Annotated in this window: 10 protein-coding genes; 8 read left to right on the top strand and 2 right to left on the bottom strand. The window is 70.0% G+C overall.

Features of this window, described 5'->3' with window-relative positions; all coding sequences use genetic code 11:
- The first annotated feature begins 4 nt into the window (after window positions 1-4).
- Window positions 5-1,117, top strand: a complete 1,113-nt coding sequence (locus ACFQV6_RS01605) for an AAA family ATPase (protein ID WP_378025451.1) — start codon at window positions 5-7, stop codon at window positions 1,115-1,117.
- On the top strand, window positions 1,114-4,035 hold the full coding sequence (locus ACFQV6_RS01610; RefSeq protein WP_378025452.1) for a DUF5682 family protein: 2,922 nt from the start codon (window positions 1,114-1,116) through the stop codon (window positions 4,033-4,035). Before ACFQV6_RS01605 ends, ACFQV6_RS01610 begins: the two co-directional genes overlap by 4 nt.
- A 205-nt stretch (window positions 4,036-4,240) precedes the next feature.
- Here ACFQV6_RS01610 and ACFQV6_RS01615 read toward each other — a convergent pair whose 3' ends face one another.
- A complete protein-coding gene (locus ACFQV6_RS01615) occupies window positions 4,241-6,328 on the bottom strand; it encodes an endo-1,4-beta-xylanase (protein WP_378025453.1) in 2,088 nt (695 codons plus the stop codon).
- 138 nt (window positions 6,329-6,466) lie between these two features.
- Window positions 6,467-6,802, bottom strand: a complete 336-nt coding sequence (locus ACFQV6_RS01620) for a hypothetical protein (protein WP_378025454.1) — start codon at window positions 6,800-6,802, stop codon at window positions 6,467-6,469.
- A 418-nt stretch (window positions 6,803-7,220) separates the two neighbouring features.
- Between ACFQV6_RS01620 and ACFQV6_RS01625 the strand changes: the two genes are divergently transcribed.
- The 6 genes from ACFQV6_RS01625 to ACFQV6_RS01650 all read left to right on the top strand — a co-directional run bounded on the left by ACFQV6_RS01625 (window position 7,221) and on the right by ACFQV6_RS01650 (window position 13,065).
- A complete protein-coding gene (locus ACFQV6_RS01625; RefSeq protein ID WP_378025455.1) occupies window positions 7,221-8,078 on the top strand; it encodes a S1C family serine protease in 858 nt (285 codons plus the stop codon).
- Between the two features lie 43 nt (window positions 8,079-8,121).
- Window positions 8,122-9,108 (top strand): AAA family ATPase, encoded by a 987-nt coding sequence (locus tag ACFQV6_RS01630; RefSeq protein WP_378025456.1) that lies wholly within the window; start codon window positions 8,122-8,124, stop codon window positions 9,106-9,108.
- Window positions 9,109-9,112: 4 nt separating this feature from the next.
- Window positions 9,113-9,997: a DUF58 domain-containing protein gene (locus ACFQV6_RS01635; protein WP_378025457.1), complete on the top strand. Its 885-nt coding sequence runs from the start codon at window positions 9,113-9,115 to the stop codon at window positions 9,995-9,997.
- On the top strand, window positions 9,994-10,953 hold the full coding sequence (locus ACFQV6_RS01640) for a VWA domain-containing protein (RefSeq protein WP_378025458.1): 960 nt from the start codon (window positions 9,994-9,996) through the stop codon (window positions 10,951-10,953). The genes ACFQV6_RS01635 and ACFQV6_RS01640 overlap by 4 nt, the downstream gene beginning before the upstream one ends.
- Complete coding sequence (locus tag ACFQV6_RS01645; RefSeq protein WP_378025459.1) at window positions 10,953-12,035, top strand: VWA domain-containing protein; 1,083 nt, start codon at window positions 10,953-10,955, stop codon at window positions 12,033-12,035. The genes ACFQV6_RS01640 and ACFQV6_RS01645 overlap by 1 nt, the downstream gene beginning before the upstream one ends.
- Before the next feature lie 304 nt (window positions 12,036-12,339).
- On the top strand, window positions 12,340-13,065 hold the full coding sequence (locus ACFQV6_RS01650) for a VanZ family protein (RefSeq protein ID WP_378025460.1): 726 nt from the start codon (window positions 12,340-12,342) through the stop codon (window positions 13,063-13,065).
- The last annotated feature ends 167 nt before the right edge of the window (window positions 13,066-13,232 follow it).

A 13,232-nucleotide genomic window follows, 5' to 3' on the forward strand; every position in this document is an offset into this window, starting at 1 on the left:
CCCCATGAGTGACATGCTGCGTGCCCCCGCCGAAACCAAGTACGCGGAGGAGCTGGACTGGCTCGAGTCGATCGACGACGGGCCGAAGCCGTTCTCCTGGCGCCTGAGCCCCAAGATGGTGCGCCTGTTCATCCTCGGCTCCGAGCGGGCCGACGGGCTCGACCGCAAGATCGACCAGAAGTGGTTCGGTGACCGCAGCTTCGTCGAGCGGGCCATCGTGACGCTGGCCTCCGACCGCGGCCTGCTGCTCATCGGCGACCCCGGCACCGGCAAGAGCTGGCTGGCCGAGCTGCTCTCCGCCGCGATCAGCCGCAACTCCACGCTTGTCGTGCAGGGCACCGCCGGCACCACCGAGGACCACATCAAGTACTCGTGGAACGTCTCGATGGTGATCGCCAAGGGACAGTCCCGGGCCTCGATGATCCCGTCGCCGATCATGACGGCGATGGAGGGCGGCGTGATCGGCCGCTTCGAGGAGCTGACCCGGTCCACCAGCGACGTGCAGGACGCCCTGATCTCGATCCTGTCCGAGAAATATGTGTCGATCCCCGAGCTGGACGACGACAACATCGTCTTCGCCAAGCCGGGCTTCTCGATCATCGCCACCGCCAACAGCCGCGACCGGGGCGTCAACGACCTCTCGTCCGCGCTCAAGCGGCGCTTCAACTTCGTCCGGATCCCGGTGGTGACGAACAGGAAGAGCGAGGCGGAGATCGTCCGGTTCCGTACCGAGGAACTGCTGCGCCGGCACAACATCGAGCTGGAGGTTCCGCCCACCCTGCTCGACGTGCTCCTGCAGAGCTTCGCCGACCTGCGGGCCGCCGCCACCTCGGCGAGCAGCGACGACGAGCGGCTGGAGTCGGCGCTCTCCACCGCCGAGCAGATCGGCGTCCTCGAGGACGCGATCCTGCACAGCAACTTCTTCGGCGTTTCCGCCCTGACCTCGGAGACGCTGGCCGGCTCCCTCGTCGGGTCGCTGGCCCGGCGCAGCCCCGAGGACCTCGCCATCCTCAACAAGTACTGGCACGGCGTGATCGAGCCGCGCAGCAGGGACCAGGGCGGCGAGTGGAACGGCTTCCTGGAGGGCGGTCGCCGGGCGATCGCCACCCTGTCTTGACCGGCCCGTTCGACGCTCTCCGGTCGCAGTTGCTCGGGGCGGCGGAAGCCCTTGCGGAGGGGCCGGCCGCGCTGCCCGAGATCCTCGCCGGGATCGTCGACGACGTCGACCACGCCCTGCGCGAGCCGCTGGAGATCTTCCCGGTGTGTCACCACTCGCCGGCTTCCGGTCTCGCCATGGTGCGGCGGCTCAGGGAGAAACAGCCGAAAGTGATCTATCTGGAGCTCTGCGAGGACCTCGCCCCGCTCCTCACCGAGCTGCGCAACTGCCGGCTTCCCGTGGCGTTGCAGGCTTTCGCGTCCGAGGTGGACGATTTCCCCCAGGAGTCCGCCCCGCTCAGCGTGATCGCGCCGATCACCGAGGCGTCGGCCGAATATCAGGCCATCGCGTACGCGCTGGAGACTCCCGGGGTCGAGTTGGTCCTCGTCGACCGGTCCACCGACCACGTGTTCCAGTGGCAGCCCGGCGTCGAGACACACCTCACCGAGGAGCCGGAGGAGGACCTGCACGGCGACGCGGTCGGCGTGGAGATCGGCGACCTGCGGCCGCGCTTCGCCGAGCTGGAGGAGCACCTGCTCCACCACGGCCGGGTGCGGCACTGGTCGGAGTGGTGGGACCAGTTCGTGGAGCAGCCGCTCGCGAGTGCCGACTACGCGACGTACCGGCAGGTCATGGTGTTGATCGGCAGCCTGTTCCGGCGGCTGGCGCCGCACGACACCCGCCGGTTCGCGAGCGACGAGGACCGCGAGCGCTACATGTGGACGCGGATCCGCGAGCACCTCGCCGCGAGCGGTGCCGACCGGGCCGACTGTCTCTACGTCTGCGGCGCCTTCCACGCCGCCAGCCGTGTCACCGAGGTGGGCTCGGAGCCGGGCACGCCCGACTTCGCGATCACGCCGCGGACCGGCACGAAGTGGCTCTACGGGCTGATCCCGTCGAGCCAGTCGGCGATCGAGGCACAGTTCGGGCTCGCGCCCGGCTCGGTCTCGATCGCGGCGGCCACCTGGCAGAAACAGCTCGGCCGGTCCCGGCTCGTCCCGTTCCAGCTGGAGGGGCAGAAAGGCGGTAGGAAGCGGGTCAGGAAGGCGCTGCCCGCACCCGTCGCCGAGGCGGAACCGGTCACCGACCAGCTCACCGGCTACCTCTCCGGGCCGCCGGTGCTCGACGGGCTCGACGAGGAGGAGCTGCGCGGCTGGTGCGTCGACATCGTGCGGCTCGCCCGGCGCAACGGGTACCTCGCCAGCACCGCGGACGCGATCGCCGTCTTCGAGACGTCGATCCTGCTGGCGGGCATGCGGGGGCGGGCGCGGCCCACTCCGTACGACTTTCAGGACGCGGCCGTCACCTGCATCGAGAAGGAGACGGTTCCGGGCCGGCGGGACGTTCGCCGGCTCTGCGAGATCCTGCTCGGCGGTGACCGGATCGGGCAGGTCGGCTACGACGCGATGCCCCCGCTCGCCCGTGACGTCTACGACCGCCTCGAACCGCTCGGGCTCAACCTGGAGCAGCGCAGCATCCAGCGCGCGCTGCTCGACCTGGCCGCCCGGCCCGAGCTGACCGCCTGCTCACAACTGCTCTGGATGCTGCGCTACCTGCTGCCCGACCACGCGGTGCGCCCGATCATGGGTTCCCGGCGGCTCGGCGAGAAGCACATCCAGGAGAGCTGGGACCTCGACCTCGGCCGCCACCAGCGCACCATCATCGAGCTGGGGTACGAGGGCGTCACCGTCGAGCAGGTCCTGGAACAGCGCCTGCGCCGCGACGCGTGGGACCCGAAGGCGACAGCGGCCACCGCGCTCAAAGCGGTGGAGCACTCGCTGCTCTTCCTCGACAGCCCACGGCTCACCGACGAGCTGGGCGCCCGCGCGGTCGAACTGCTCGCCGCCGAGCGCGCGGTCGACGAGGCACCCACGGTCCTGCGCCGCATCCGCCGGTTGATGGCCCACTACCGGGCGACCGCTCCGGCGCTGCCCTCGTGGTGCGAGCGGTTCGTGACCGGGGGGTACGCGCACTACTGCACCCTGCTCCCGGCCGCCTTCATCGACGAGGACACCGGGGTACGCCAAGTGGGCGCCATGCTCGGCTTCCTGTTCAGCATGGAAAGCCTGGCGTTGTCCCTCGGCTGCGACCGGACCCAGCTCGAACTCGCCGTGCGCCAGTCACACCCGCGGGCCCCGGCGAAGATGGCCCTGCTGTGGGCGGCCCAGCACCAGCTCGGTGCGCTACCCCTCGCCGAACTGCGCACCCGGATCGACGAGCTGCTCGCCAACCCGCTTGTCGTTCCGGCGTTCCCGCAGTACGTGAGCGGGTTCGTCCAAGCCCTCGAACCGGTGCCCCGCCTCGCGCCGTTCGTGGTCGAGACCCTGTCGAAGGCGTTCGGCCGCTTGCCCGATCCGGTCCTGCTGCCGTGGCTGCCGACGCTGATCACGACGTTGCGCGCGCAGGCCGGTGAGCTGGTGCCGGTCCTCACCCGGGAGGCGGGCCGCACCTTCCCCGGCACGCTCGCCGGCATCGACTCCTGGACAGCGCCCTGGAACTCCCGCCGCGCCGCACCGCGCGCAGCTTCCGACGCGGGCCGCGTCGGCGCGACACCCTCCGGCACGGGCCCGGCCGGCGCGGCTCCCGCAAGCGCGGGCTCGGCGGGTGAGGGCGTCGCGGGCGTGGGCGCGGGCTCGGGCTCGGGCTCGGCGGGCGAGGGTTCCAGCCGCCCCGGCGCCGGTCCGGTGGGGATGCTGCTGGCCGTACATCCATCGGCGGCGAACGGGGTGGCGATGTTGCTGGGCTGCACCGGCGAGTGGTCCGCTCCTGAGCCGGGCCCGGATGCGGACCTCACCGATGGCGATGCGCACGCCGCGGCCGCCCTGCTCGCGACACATCCCGAGGGGGTAACAGCGGTAGCCGCCCTCCTCGCCGGCTGACGAGCGACTGTGCGGAAATCAGCTGTTGCCCCAGCAGCCTCAGGTTTCCGTAAGCCGGCCAACCCACCGACAGCGGCCCGCACGTGCCGGCTCATGGGGGCGCCGCGTCTGCGGTGGCGGCGACTTCGCTTCGCCGGCACCGCAGACGCGGCGGGGTGATCGGCCGGCGGGCCCCCCAGCGCCGCCGGCTGATCCGGGTGGAAACTCAGAGCGTGGTGCAGGTGGTGCCGTTGAGGGTGAAGGACGTCGGGGCCGGGTTGCTGCCGTTCCAGCTGCCGAGAAAGCCGAACGACGCCGAGCCGTTGGTGGTGAGCGCACCGTTCCAGGAGGTGTTCTTGACGGTGACCGCGGTGCCGTTCTGGGTCAGCGCACCGTTCCAGAGCTGGGCGATGGTCTGCCCGCCGGTGTACTGCCACGCCAGCGTCCAGCCGTTGATCGCGGCGGCGCCGGTGTTGGTCACCTTCACGTCACCCTGGAAGCCGCCGGGCCAACTGCCGGTGACCCGATAGGCCACCGAACAGCCGCCAGGCCCAGAACTGGGCGAGGCGGAGGGCGAGACCGACGGCGATCCGGAAGGCGAGACCGAGACCGACGGGGAGACCGAGACCGAGACCGACGGGGAGACCGAGACCGAGACCGACGGGGAGACCGAGACCGACGGGGAGACCGAGACCGAGACCGACGGCGACGGGGAGACCGAGGACGACGGCGAGACCGACGGCGAAGAGCCGATCTTCGACGGATCGACCACCCCCCAGTACGCCGACTTCGCCTGCAAGCGGGTGTCGAACAGCAGCGGCGCGTCCTTGCGGGTGACCGGGAACGTGTCCAGCCACGTGTTGTCGTCGGCCAGGCCCCACAGCGTCACCGAGGTGATCTGCGAAGCGTGGCGGCGGAACAGGGCGAACATGTCGCGGTAGACGTACGCCTGCTGGAGGAGTCGTTCGGCCGGCGGGGTGGTGAAGTTCTCGCTGTTGTTCGTGTAGATGCTGACGTCCATCTCGGTGACCTGCTGTTCCAGGCCGAGAGGGGTGAACTTCTGCAGCATCGCCTCGGTCTCGGAGATGCTCGGCCAGCTCACGTTGATGTGCATCTGGTGGCCGACGCCGTCGATCGGGACGCCTTCCGAGCGGAGCTGGGAGACCAGGTTGTACAGCTTGTCGCGCTTGGCCGGGACGTTGGTGTTGTAGTCGTTGATGAAGAGCTCGGCGTCCGGCACGACCTCGCGCGCCACCCGGAACGCGGTGCGGATGTAGTCCAGGCCGGCCACGGTGTACCAGCTGCTGCGGCGCAGGCCGTCGGACTGGTTCTCGTCGATGACCTCGTTGACGACGTCCCACACGCCGATGTCGTCACCGTAGTGGCCCGCGACGTTGCGGATGTGGTTCTCCAGGCGGGACAGCAGCAGCGCCTTGTCCTCGGCGGTGGCGGTCATCGGCTGACCGTCGGCACCGGTGAAGACCCAGGCCGGCGTCTGGTTGTGCCAGACCAGCGTGTGGCCGCGCACGGCAAGACCGTGGGATTTCGCGTACGCCATCAGCGGATCAGCCTGCGCGTACGTGAAGGTGTTCTCGCTCGGTTCGGTCGCGTCCCACTTCAGGGCGTTGCCCGGGGTGACGCTGTCGAAGTGCTTGTCGAGCAGCCGGCCGTGCTCGGTGACGGTCTCCGCGCCGGTGATGGCCGCACCCACCGGGAACTCGGTGATCACGTCCTTCACCGACGGGATGTTCGTCTGGATCGGCAGCGCCGGCACGTAGCTCACGGTGACGTCGTCGATGTAGAGCGACTCGGTGGTGGACGACGTCTCCACGTAGAGCCGCAGGAACTCGACGTCGGTGGCCAATGTGTAGCGCCCTGTCAGGTTCACCCAGTTGCCCGACGTCACCGCCGTGTTGCCGACCACCTGGTCGTAGGAGGCGACGCCACCGGTCCGGCGCTCGACGCTGAGCCGGGCGCTGTCCGATCCGGTCGCCATCCGGACCCAGGCCGAGATCGTGTACGCGGTGCCCTTCTCGAACACGTCGAGCACGTCGATCGACGGTCCCTGCCAGGTGGCGGTGCGCCCGGTGACCGACAGGCTGCCGGTGCCGGCGTGCGCGACGGCGGTGCTGTGCGTCAGCGTCTCGGCGGAGCGTCCGGACCAGCCCTGGACCGTGCCGTCCTCGAAGGTGCTGGTCAGCACGGTGATCGGGGCGGGGTCGTCGGCGGCGTTGGCCGTCGACGCGAGGGTGACTGCGGCAAGAGGGGCACCGACCATGAGGGTGGTCAGGGCAAGCCGCGCGAGAGCGCGCATCTGCGGGGTCCTTCGCGTGATGGGGTACGCGGACAGGAAGTGACAGACATCGTTGCATGGGAGCGCTCCCATAACAACATCATGTCCGGAGTGTTTCCGATCCGGTCCCTGAGCAGCCGATTTGCGCGCCGCCACCGCCTAGCGAACCTCTTGAATGGCGAAGGCGTTGCCGTTGGCGGGGCAGGAGGGATGCGGCGCGGGCTTGTAGGAGTAACCGTCCCCGCTGATGTCGAAGCCACCCAGGTTCACCTGCTGGCCGTCGGTCAGCCGGACGAGCTTGCCGGAAACGGGTTCACGGAACTGCACGGTCGACGGGGACGCGGGATCGACCCAGGCCAGCTTCGTGGGCCAGACCAGCAGCACCGGCTCCTCCGGCGGCCCCTGGAGGTAGGCGCAGTTCTCGGTCAGATGGAACGTCACGCCCGACTGAGAGACCTCCTGAGCGCCGACCCAGTCGATGACCTGCAGGAACACCAGCGGCCCCTGCGACGGCTGCGTCCCCTCGGCGAAGGAATCGGGCAGCGAAGACGACGGCGATGCCAAAGGTGACGAGGCGGAAGGGGCCGAGGGGGAAGGGGTCGAGGGAGAAGGGGTCGAGGGGGAAGGCGCCGAGGAGGTCGGGACGACCGGTGCGGAAGAGGGTGAGGCGGCCTGGCAGCCGGCGACACCGCAGGCCATCAACAGAGCGGCGAGGCGAGTCAATCCGAGCTTCATGACCGATCCGACGCATTCCCGCACGCATCGGTTCCGCAGCGCAGAGTAACGGGGCTTTCCGTCGTATACACCCCGAGATGGGGGATCTTGCGTCCCGGAAACCGTCAGAGGACTCACGGCAAATTCTTAGGAATCGCTTCTAGTGTCAAGTAATGCAGAGTGTGGCGGTCGCCCCGTGATGACGGTGCTCCGCCCGGACGGGCCCGACATGCCGGAACCCGCTCCGGAGGAGCAGAAGAGCCGGTGGAGCACACCTGAGAAACGTAAAGAGCTGCGTAAACGGCTGCTCATCGGCGCCGTCGTGGTGTGGGCTGTCGTGATCACGGTGCTCGTGGGCGTACACGATGGGGGTGAGGACGAAACACCGGCCGCAGCCGCCCCCTCGGCCTCGCCCGCCACCTCGGCCGCGCCTCTGACCGTGGCCCAGGTTTATCAGGCGCTCGCGCCGTCGGTCGTGCTGATCGAGACCACCGGGCACGACTCGGCGAACAAGCTGGAGGCCGGCACGGGCACCGGCACGATCGCCAACGCGGACGGCACCGTCCTCACCGCGCTGCACGTGGTGGACGGTGCGGAGAGCATCCGGCTCACCTACGCCGACGGCACGAAGTCGGCGGCGGCGATCGCCAGCGAGGATCCGAAACAGGACATCGCCACGATCACCCCGCAGAAACTGCCGGAGACGCTGGTGCCCGCGGTGATGGGTGGCGGCGCGGGGATCGGCGACGACGTGGTGGCGATCGGCAACCCGCTCGGGTTGACCTGGAGCACCAGCAGTGGCGTGGTCTCCGGTCTGGAGCGCACTCTGAACAGGCAGAGCGGCGGCGACATCGAGGGGCTCATCCAGTTCGACGCGGCGGTCAACCCGGGCAACTCCGGCGGGCCGCTGATCAACGACCGCGGACAGGTTGTCGGCGTCGTCGTGGCGCTCGCCAACCCGACGGACGCCGGCACGTTCATCGGCATCGGCTTCGCCGTCCCGATCGGCGCGGCACTGGGCGGCGGCGAGGGCAACGGACAGGCGCCACCGCTGTGACGAAGCCACCGCTGCGACAAGACTGCAGAAAAGGACGGGATAGATGAGCTGGACCGACGCCCCCTCGGCCTCCGCCGGACCGATCGAGAAGGTGCTCTACGAGGTCAAGAAGACCATCGTGGGCCAGGACCTCCTGCTCGAGCGGCTGATCGTGGCGCTGCTGGCCCGCGGCCACATCCTGGTCGAGGGCGTGCCCGGCCTGGCCAAGACGCTCGCGGTGAAGTCGATGGCCGAGGCGATCGGCGGCGACTTCCACCGGGTGCAGTTCACTCCCGACCTGGTGCCCGCCGACATCGTCGGCACCCGGATCTACCACCAGCCGACCGGCGAGTTCCAGGTGCAGCTCGGCCCGGTCTTCACCAACCTGCTGCTCGCCGACGAGATCAACCGGGCGCCGGCGAAGGTGCAGAGCGCGCTGCTCGAGACGATGCAGGAGCGGCAGGTCACGATCGGCCGGGAGACGCACAAGCTGCCGAACCCGTTCCTGGTGATGGCGACACAGAACCCGATCGAGAACGAGGGCGTCTATCCGCTGCCCGAGGCGCAGGTCGACCGCTTCATGATGAAGGTGGTGGTCGGCTACCCGAGCGTCACCGAGGAGTTCGTGGTCGTCGAGCGATCACTCGCCCCGGCGGCGGTCATCCAGAAGATCATCGACCCGGAGACGCTCGTCGGGCTCCAGCAGGAGGCGGACCGGGTCTATGTCGACCCGTCGCTCATCGAGTTCGCGGTGAACCTGGCGCACGCCACCCGCGAGCCGTCCCGGGTGGGGCTGACCGACCTCGCGCGCTACGTGACGTACGGCGCCAGCCCCCGCTCCTCGATCAGCCTGGTGCTGGCCGCCCGGGCGCTCGCCTTCATCCGCGGCCGGGAGTATGTGGTTCCGGAAGACCTCAGCGACCTGGCCCTGGACGTGCTGCGGCACCGGCTGGTGCTCTCCTACGAGGCGCTCTCCGACGAGGTCACCCCGGACCTGATCCTGCAGAAGATCATCGCGAACCTGACGTTCCCCGAGCCGCGAGGCCGCTGAGACCATGGCGACCGCACCCGATCGGCTGCTGCGGCGCCTCGAGTGGAAACTCGGGCGCCGCCTCGACGGACGCCTGCAGGGTGCCTACCGCACGGTGTGGCACGGTGCCGGGCTCGACTTCACCGACCTGCGGGCCTACACGCCCGAGGACGACGTCCGGCACATCGACTGGAACGTCACGGCCCGGCTCGACGAGCCGCACGTCCGGCAGTACACCGAGGACCGCGAGATGACCGCCTGGTTCGTCATCGACAGGTCGGCGTCGATGAGGTTCGGCGGCAACAACGGCAAGGAGTCCGTCGCGGCCGAGCTGGCGATCGCCCTGGCCCGTCTCGTGGCGCAGGGCGGCAACCGGGTCGGTGCGATCCTCTTCGACAACCGGAGCCACAAGATCATTCCGCCGCGCGGGGGACGGGATCAGATCCTCCGGATCGCGCGTGAGCTGAAGGCGCAGAACGGGACCAAGGACTCGAAGACCACCGATCTGTCCGCCATGCTCCGGCTGGCGGCCACCACCACCCGGACCCGCCGCAGCCTGGTCTTCGTGATGTCCGACTTCATCGGTGATCCGGGCTGGGACCGCCCGCTCGCCCAGATCACCCACCGCCACGAGACAGTGGTGATCCGCGTGGTCGACCCGTCCGAGCTGGAGCTTCCCGACCTGGGGCTGATCCTGGTCGAGGACGCCGAGACCGGCGAGACGCTGCTCGTCGACACCAGCGATCCGCTGCTGCGCGGCCGGCTCGCCGACCAGGTCGGTGCCCGCGAGGACGTGCTCGCCGAGGGGATGCGCAAGGCGGGGGTCCGCGCTCACCGGGTCACCACCGACCAGGACCTCCTGGCCGTCCTCGTCGACATGGTGCGCCGGTCCGGAGGGAGAGTCCGATGAGCTTCCTCTACCCGATCCTGCTCGCCGTCGCCGCGGTGATCACCGGGCTGGCCGTCTACGCGTACTTCGTCCTGCAACGGCGCCGCACGTCAGCCCTGGCCGCCGCCGGGTTCGTCAGCAAGCAAGGCCGAATGCGCCGGCACCTGCCGTACGCTCTCCTGCTCGCCGCCCTCCCGATCCTGCTGGTCGGCCTGGCCCGCCCGCAGGCCGAGGTCGCCGTGCCCCGCGTCTCCGGCACGGTCCTGCTCGCCTTCGACATCTCCAACAGCATGTCCGCCACCGACGTCGCCCCGAGCCGGCTCGCCGCCGCGCAGGCAGCGGCGGCCACCTTCGCCGAGGAACAGCCCGGCACCGTCGACGTCGGTGTCCTCGCCTTCGGCAGCCAGGCGCTGCTCACCCAGGCGCCGACCGCCGACCACGCCGCCGCGGTGGCCGCGATCAAGCGGGTCAAGCCGAGCGGCGGTACCTCGCTCGGTGAGGCGATCCTGGTCGGCCTCGGCACGATCACCGGTAAGCCGGTCTCGCTGCCCGAGGAGGGCGCCGCCGCACCGGACCTCGGCTACTGGCCGTCGGCCACCATCGTCGTCTTCTCCGACGGCGAGGAGACCGGGGGACCCGACGTTCAGGGTGCGGCCGAGCTCGCCGCGGCGGCCGGGGTGCGCATCCAGACCGTCGGAGTGGGCACCGCACAGGGCGGGACCGTCGAGGTGGACGGCTTCCAGCTGGGCACCGCGCTGGACGAGGCCACCCTGACCACGATCGCGCAGGTCACCGGCGGAACGTACCGCCCGGCCGGTGACGCGGGCACGCTCGCCGACGCCACCGAGGCCATCGACCTGCGACTGACCACCGAGAAGGAGCCGATCGAGCTGACCGCACCGTTCGCGGCGGCCGCCCTGCTGCTCCTGACGCTCGGCGGACTGCTGAGCATCCGCTGGCACGGAAGGATCGTCTGATGTCGCTGAGCTGGCCGTGGGCGCTGCTCGCGCTGCTGGCCGTCCCGCTTCTGCTGGTGGCCCGCTGGTGGCTCAACCGGCGCCGCAAGCGGGCCGCGGTCACCGTGTCGAGCGTCGCGCTGATCCGTGCCGCGCTGCCCGGGCGGACAGCCTGGCGCCGTCGCATCCCCGTCTACCTCTTCCTGGCCGGCCTGCTCGCGCTCGCCGGAGCCGCCGCCCGGCCGCAGGCGTCGATGAACGTGCCGTCCAACAACACCACGATCCTGCTGGCCATCGACGTCTCCGGCTCGATGTGCAACACCGACATCGCCCCCAACCGCCTGGCCGTCGCCGCCGACGCCGCGCGCGAGTTCGTCGAGGCGCAGGACGGCGAGACGAAGATCGGGCTGGTCGCCTTCTCCGGCATCGCCGGCCTGCTGGTCCCGCCCACCACCGAACGCGACGCACTCCTCGACTCGATCGGCACCCTGAAGACCGCCCGCGGCACCGCGATCGGCCAGGCCATCCTGACCTCCATCGACGCCATCGCCGAGATGAACCCGGACGTCGCCGCGACCGGCGTGGACCTCGCCGACACCCCGCCCAACACCACTGGCGACTACGAGGCCGACACCATCGTGGTGCTCACCGACGGCTCCAACACCACAGGCGTCGACCCGGTCACCGCCGCCGAGCAGGCCGCGGCCCGCCGGCTGCGCGTCTACACGATCGGGTTCGGGACCACCGAGCCGCAACAGCTCGTCTGCACCGCCGACCAGATCAGCGGCGACAACGCCTTCGGCGGACGCGGTTTCGGCGGTGGCGGTTTCGGCGGTTTCGGCGGCGGGCGCGGCGGCGGCAACCGCGAGATCGACGAGGAGGCGCTGACCCAGGTCGCCGACCTCACCGGCGGCCGCTACTTCAAGGCCCAGGATGCCGAACAACTCACCGACGTCCTCGCCGACCTCCCCAGCGAATTCGGCCTGACCAGGCAGAACGTCGAGGTGACGGTCTGGTTCGTCCTCCTCGGCGCCTTGCTCGCCTTCAGCGGTGCCGGCCTTTCCCTCTGGTGGAACCGCGGACCTACGATCAAGAGCAAATGACCTTTTTCGTACGAGACACGAATAGCTCTCGAGGGTCAGCGCGACGTACCTGCCCACTCCCGGGTGTGCCGCGACCGCCGGGCTGACCTGCCTGGCTACGCGACCACTTGCCGCGCCATCTCCGTCACGCGCCACCACTCCGCGCGCATGCCCGTCGCCGCTTTCCGGTCGCGTGCTTCCGTGCCGCCGATCGTTGTGTCCCCCTCAGATCTTGTGAAGTCGCCCCGGCCGGTCCTCATCACCCTCCGGTTCGCCGCGCGGAACGCTTACGCCACCGCGACGATCACCCGTCTCTAATGAGGCGGTGGACTACAACTCATCCTCGTCAGCAGCGCCCCACCGCACGCGCAGAATCGTCCTCGTCAGCCTGGTGATCATCGGCTTGGCGAGCGTGCTGTTCACCGTGCGGCGGCCGCTCCTGATGTCGGCTCCGGCATGTATGGCCGGGCGGTGGCACGGCTGCTACGACACGGAGAACGGCGTGCTGCTGATGATGCTCGTCGGCCTCCCACTCGCCGCCCTGACAGCGTGCGCCCTGACGCACTTCCGCCGCGCCGCTGCCACCCCGGCGCGTTATCAGCCTGCGTCTTCGGCGTGGCGGATGTCGCTGGCGGAGGTGGGGATGGTCTACGGGACGGTACCGATGGTGTGGCTGACTCTGATGCCGGGCCCCGGAGCCGGATTCGTCCGCGGTCGGCTGAGCCTGATCCCGCTGCAGGACCTGGTCACGATGGGACCGATAGGAATCGGCGGCAACCTGCTGATCTTCGCAGCGCTGGGCTTCTTCGCCCCGATGCGGTTCGCCGTCCTGGCGTCCGTGCCGCGAATTTTGGCGCTCGGGGCAGCCTGCTCCCTCCTCGTCGAAATCGCACAGTACGTTTTCCAGCTCGACCGGGTGTCCTCCGTGGACGACATCCTGATCAACGCCATCGGCGCCGCACTGGCCGCACTGGCGTCACGCCGCTGGTGGCGCACCCCAGCCGAAGCTCCGTCACCCCAGCCCCACCCCGCCACAGCCTCCGCCAGCTGAACGTCTCCAGCCCTCATCGCAAGCCCCAGCTGGTCGTGGGTGGGGTTTTGCGGGCTGGGAGGCCCCGCTGGGGGCCAGCTGGGTGGGTCGGCTGGTCGTGGGTGGGGTTTTGCGGGCTGGGAGGCCCCGCTGGGGGCCAGCTGGGTGGGTCGGCTGGTCGTGGGTGG

Source organism: Actinoplanes sp. GCM10030250 (assembly GCF_042666575.1).
In the GTDB taxonomy this organism is placed as follows: Bacteria; Actinomycetota; Actinomycetes; order Mycobacteriales; family Micromonosporaceae; genus Actinoplanes.

Excerpts from the sequence above, each read along its gene's own strand:
- ACFQV6_RS01605 (WP_378025451.1), top strand. The coding sequence starts at position 5 with ATGAGTGACATGCTGCGTGCCCCCGCCGAAACCAAGTACGCGGAGGAG.
- ACFQV6_RS01615 (WP_378025453.1), bottom strand. The coding sequence starts at position 6,328 with ATGCGCGCTCTCGCGCGGCTTGCCCTGACCACCCTCATGGTCGGTGCC.
- ACFQV6_RS01625 (WP_378025455.1), top strand. The coding sequence starts at position 7,221 with ATGACGGTGCTCCGCCCGGACGGGCCCGACATGCCGGAACCCGCTCCG.
- ACFQV6_RS01630 (WP_378025456.1), top strand. The coding sequence starts at position 8,122 with ATGAGCTGGACCGACGCCCCCTCGGCCTCCGCCGGACCGATCGAGAAG.
- ACFQV6_RS01635 (WP_378025457.1), top strand. The coding sequence starts at position 9,113 with ATGGCGACCGCACCCGATCGGCTGCTGCGGCGCCTCGAGTGGAAACTC.
- ACFQV6_RS01640 (WP_378025458.1), top strand. The coding sequence starts at position 9,994 with ATGAGCTTCCTCTACCCGATCCTGCTCGCCGTCGCCGCGGTGATCACC.
- ACFQV6_RS01645 (WP_378025459.1), top strand. The coding sequence starts at position 10,953 with ATGTCGCTGAGCTGGCCGTGGGCGCTGCTCGCGCTGCTGGCCGTCCCG.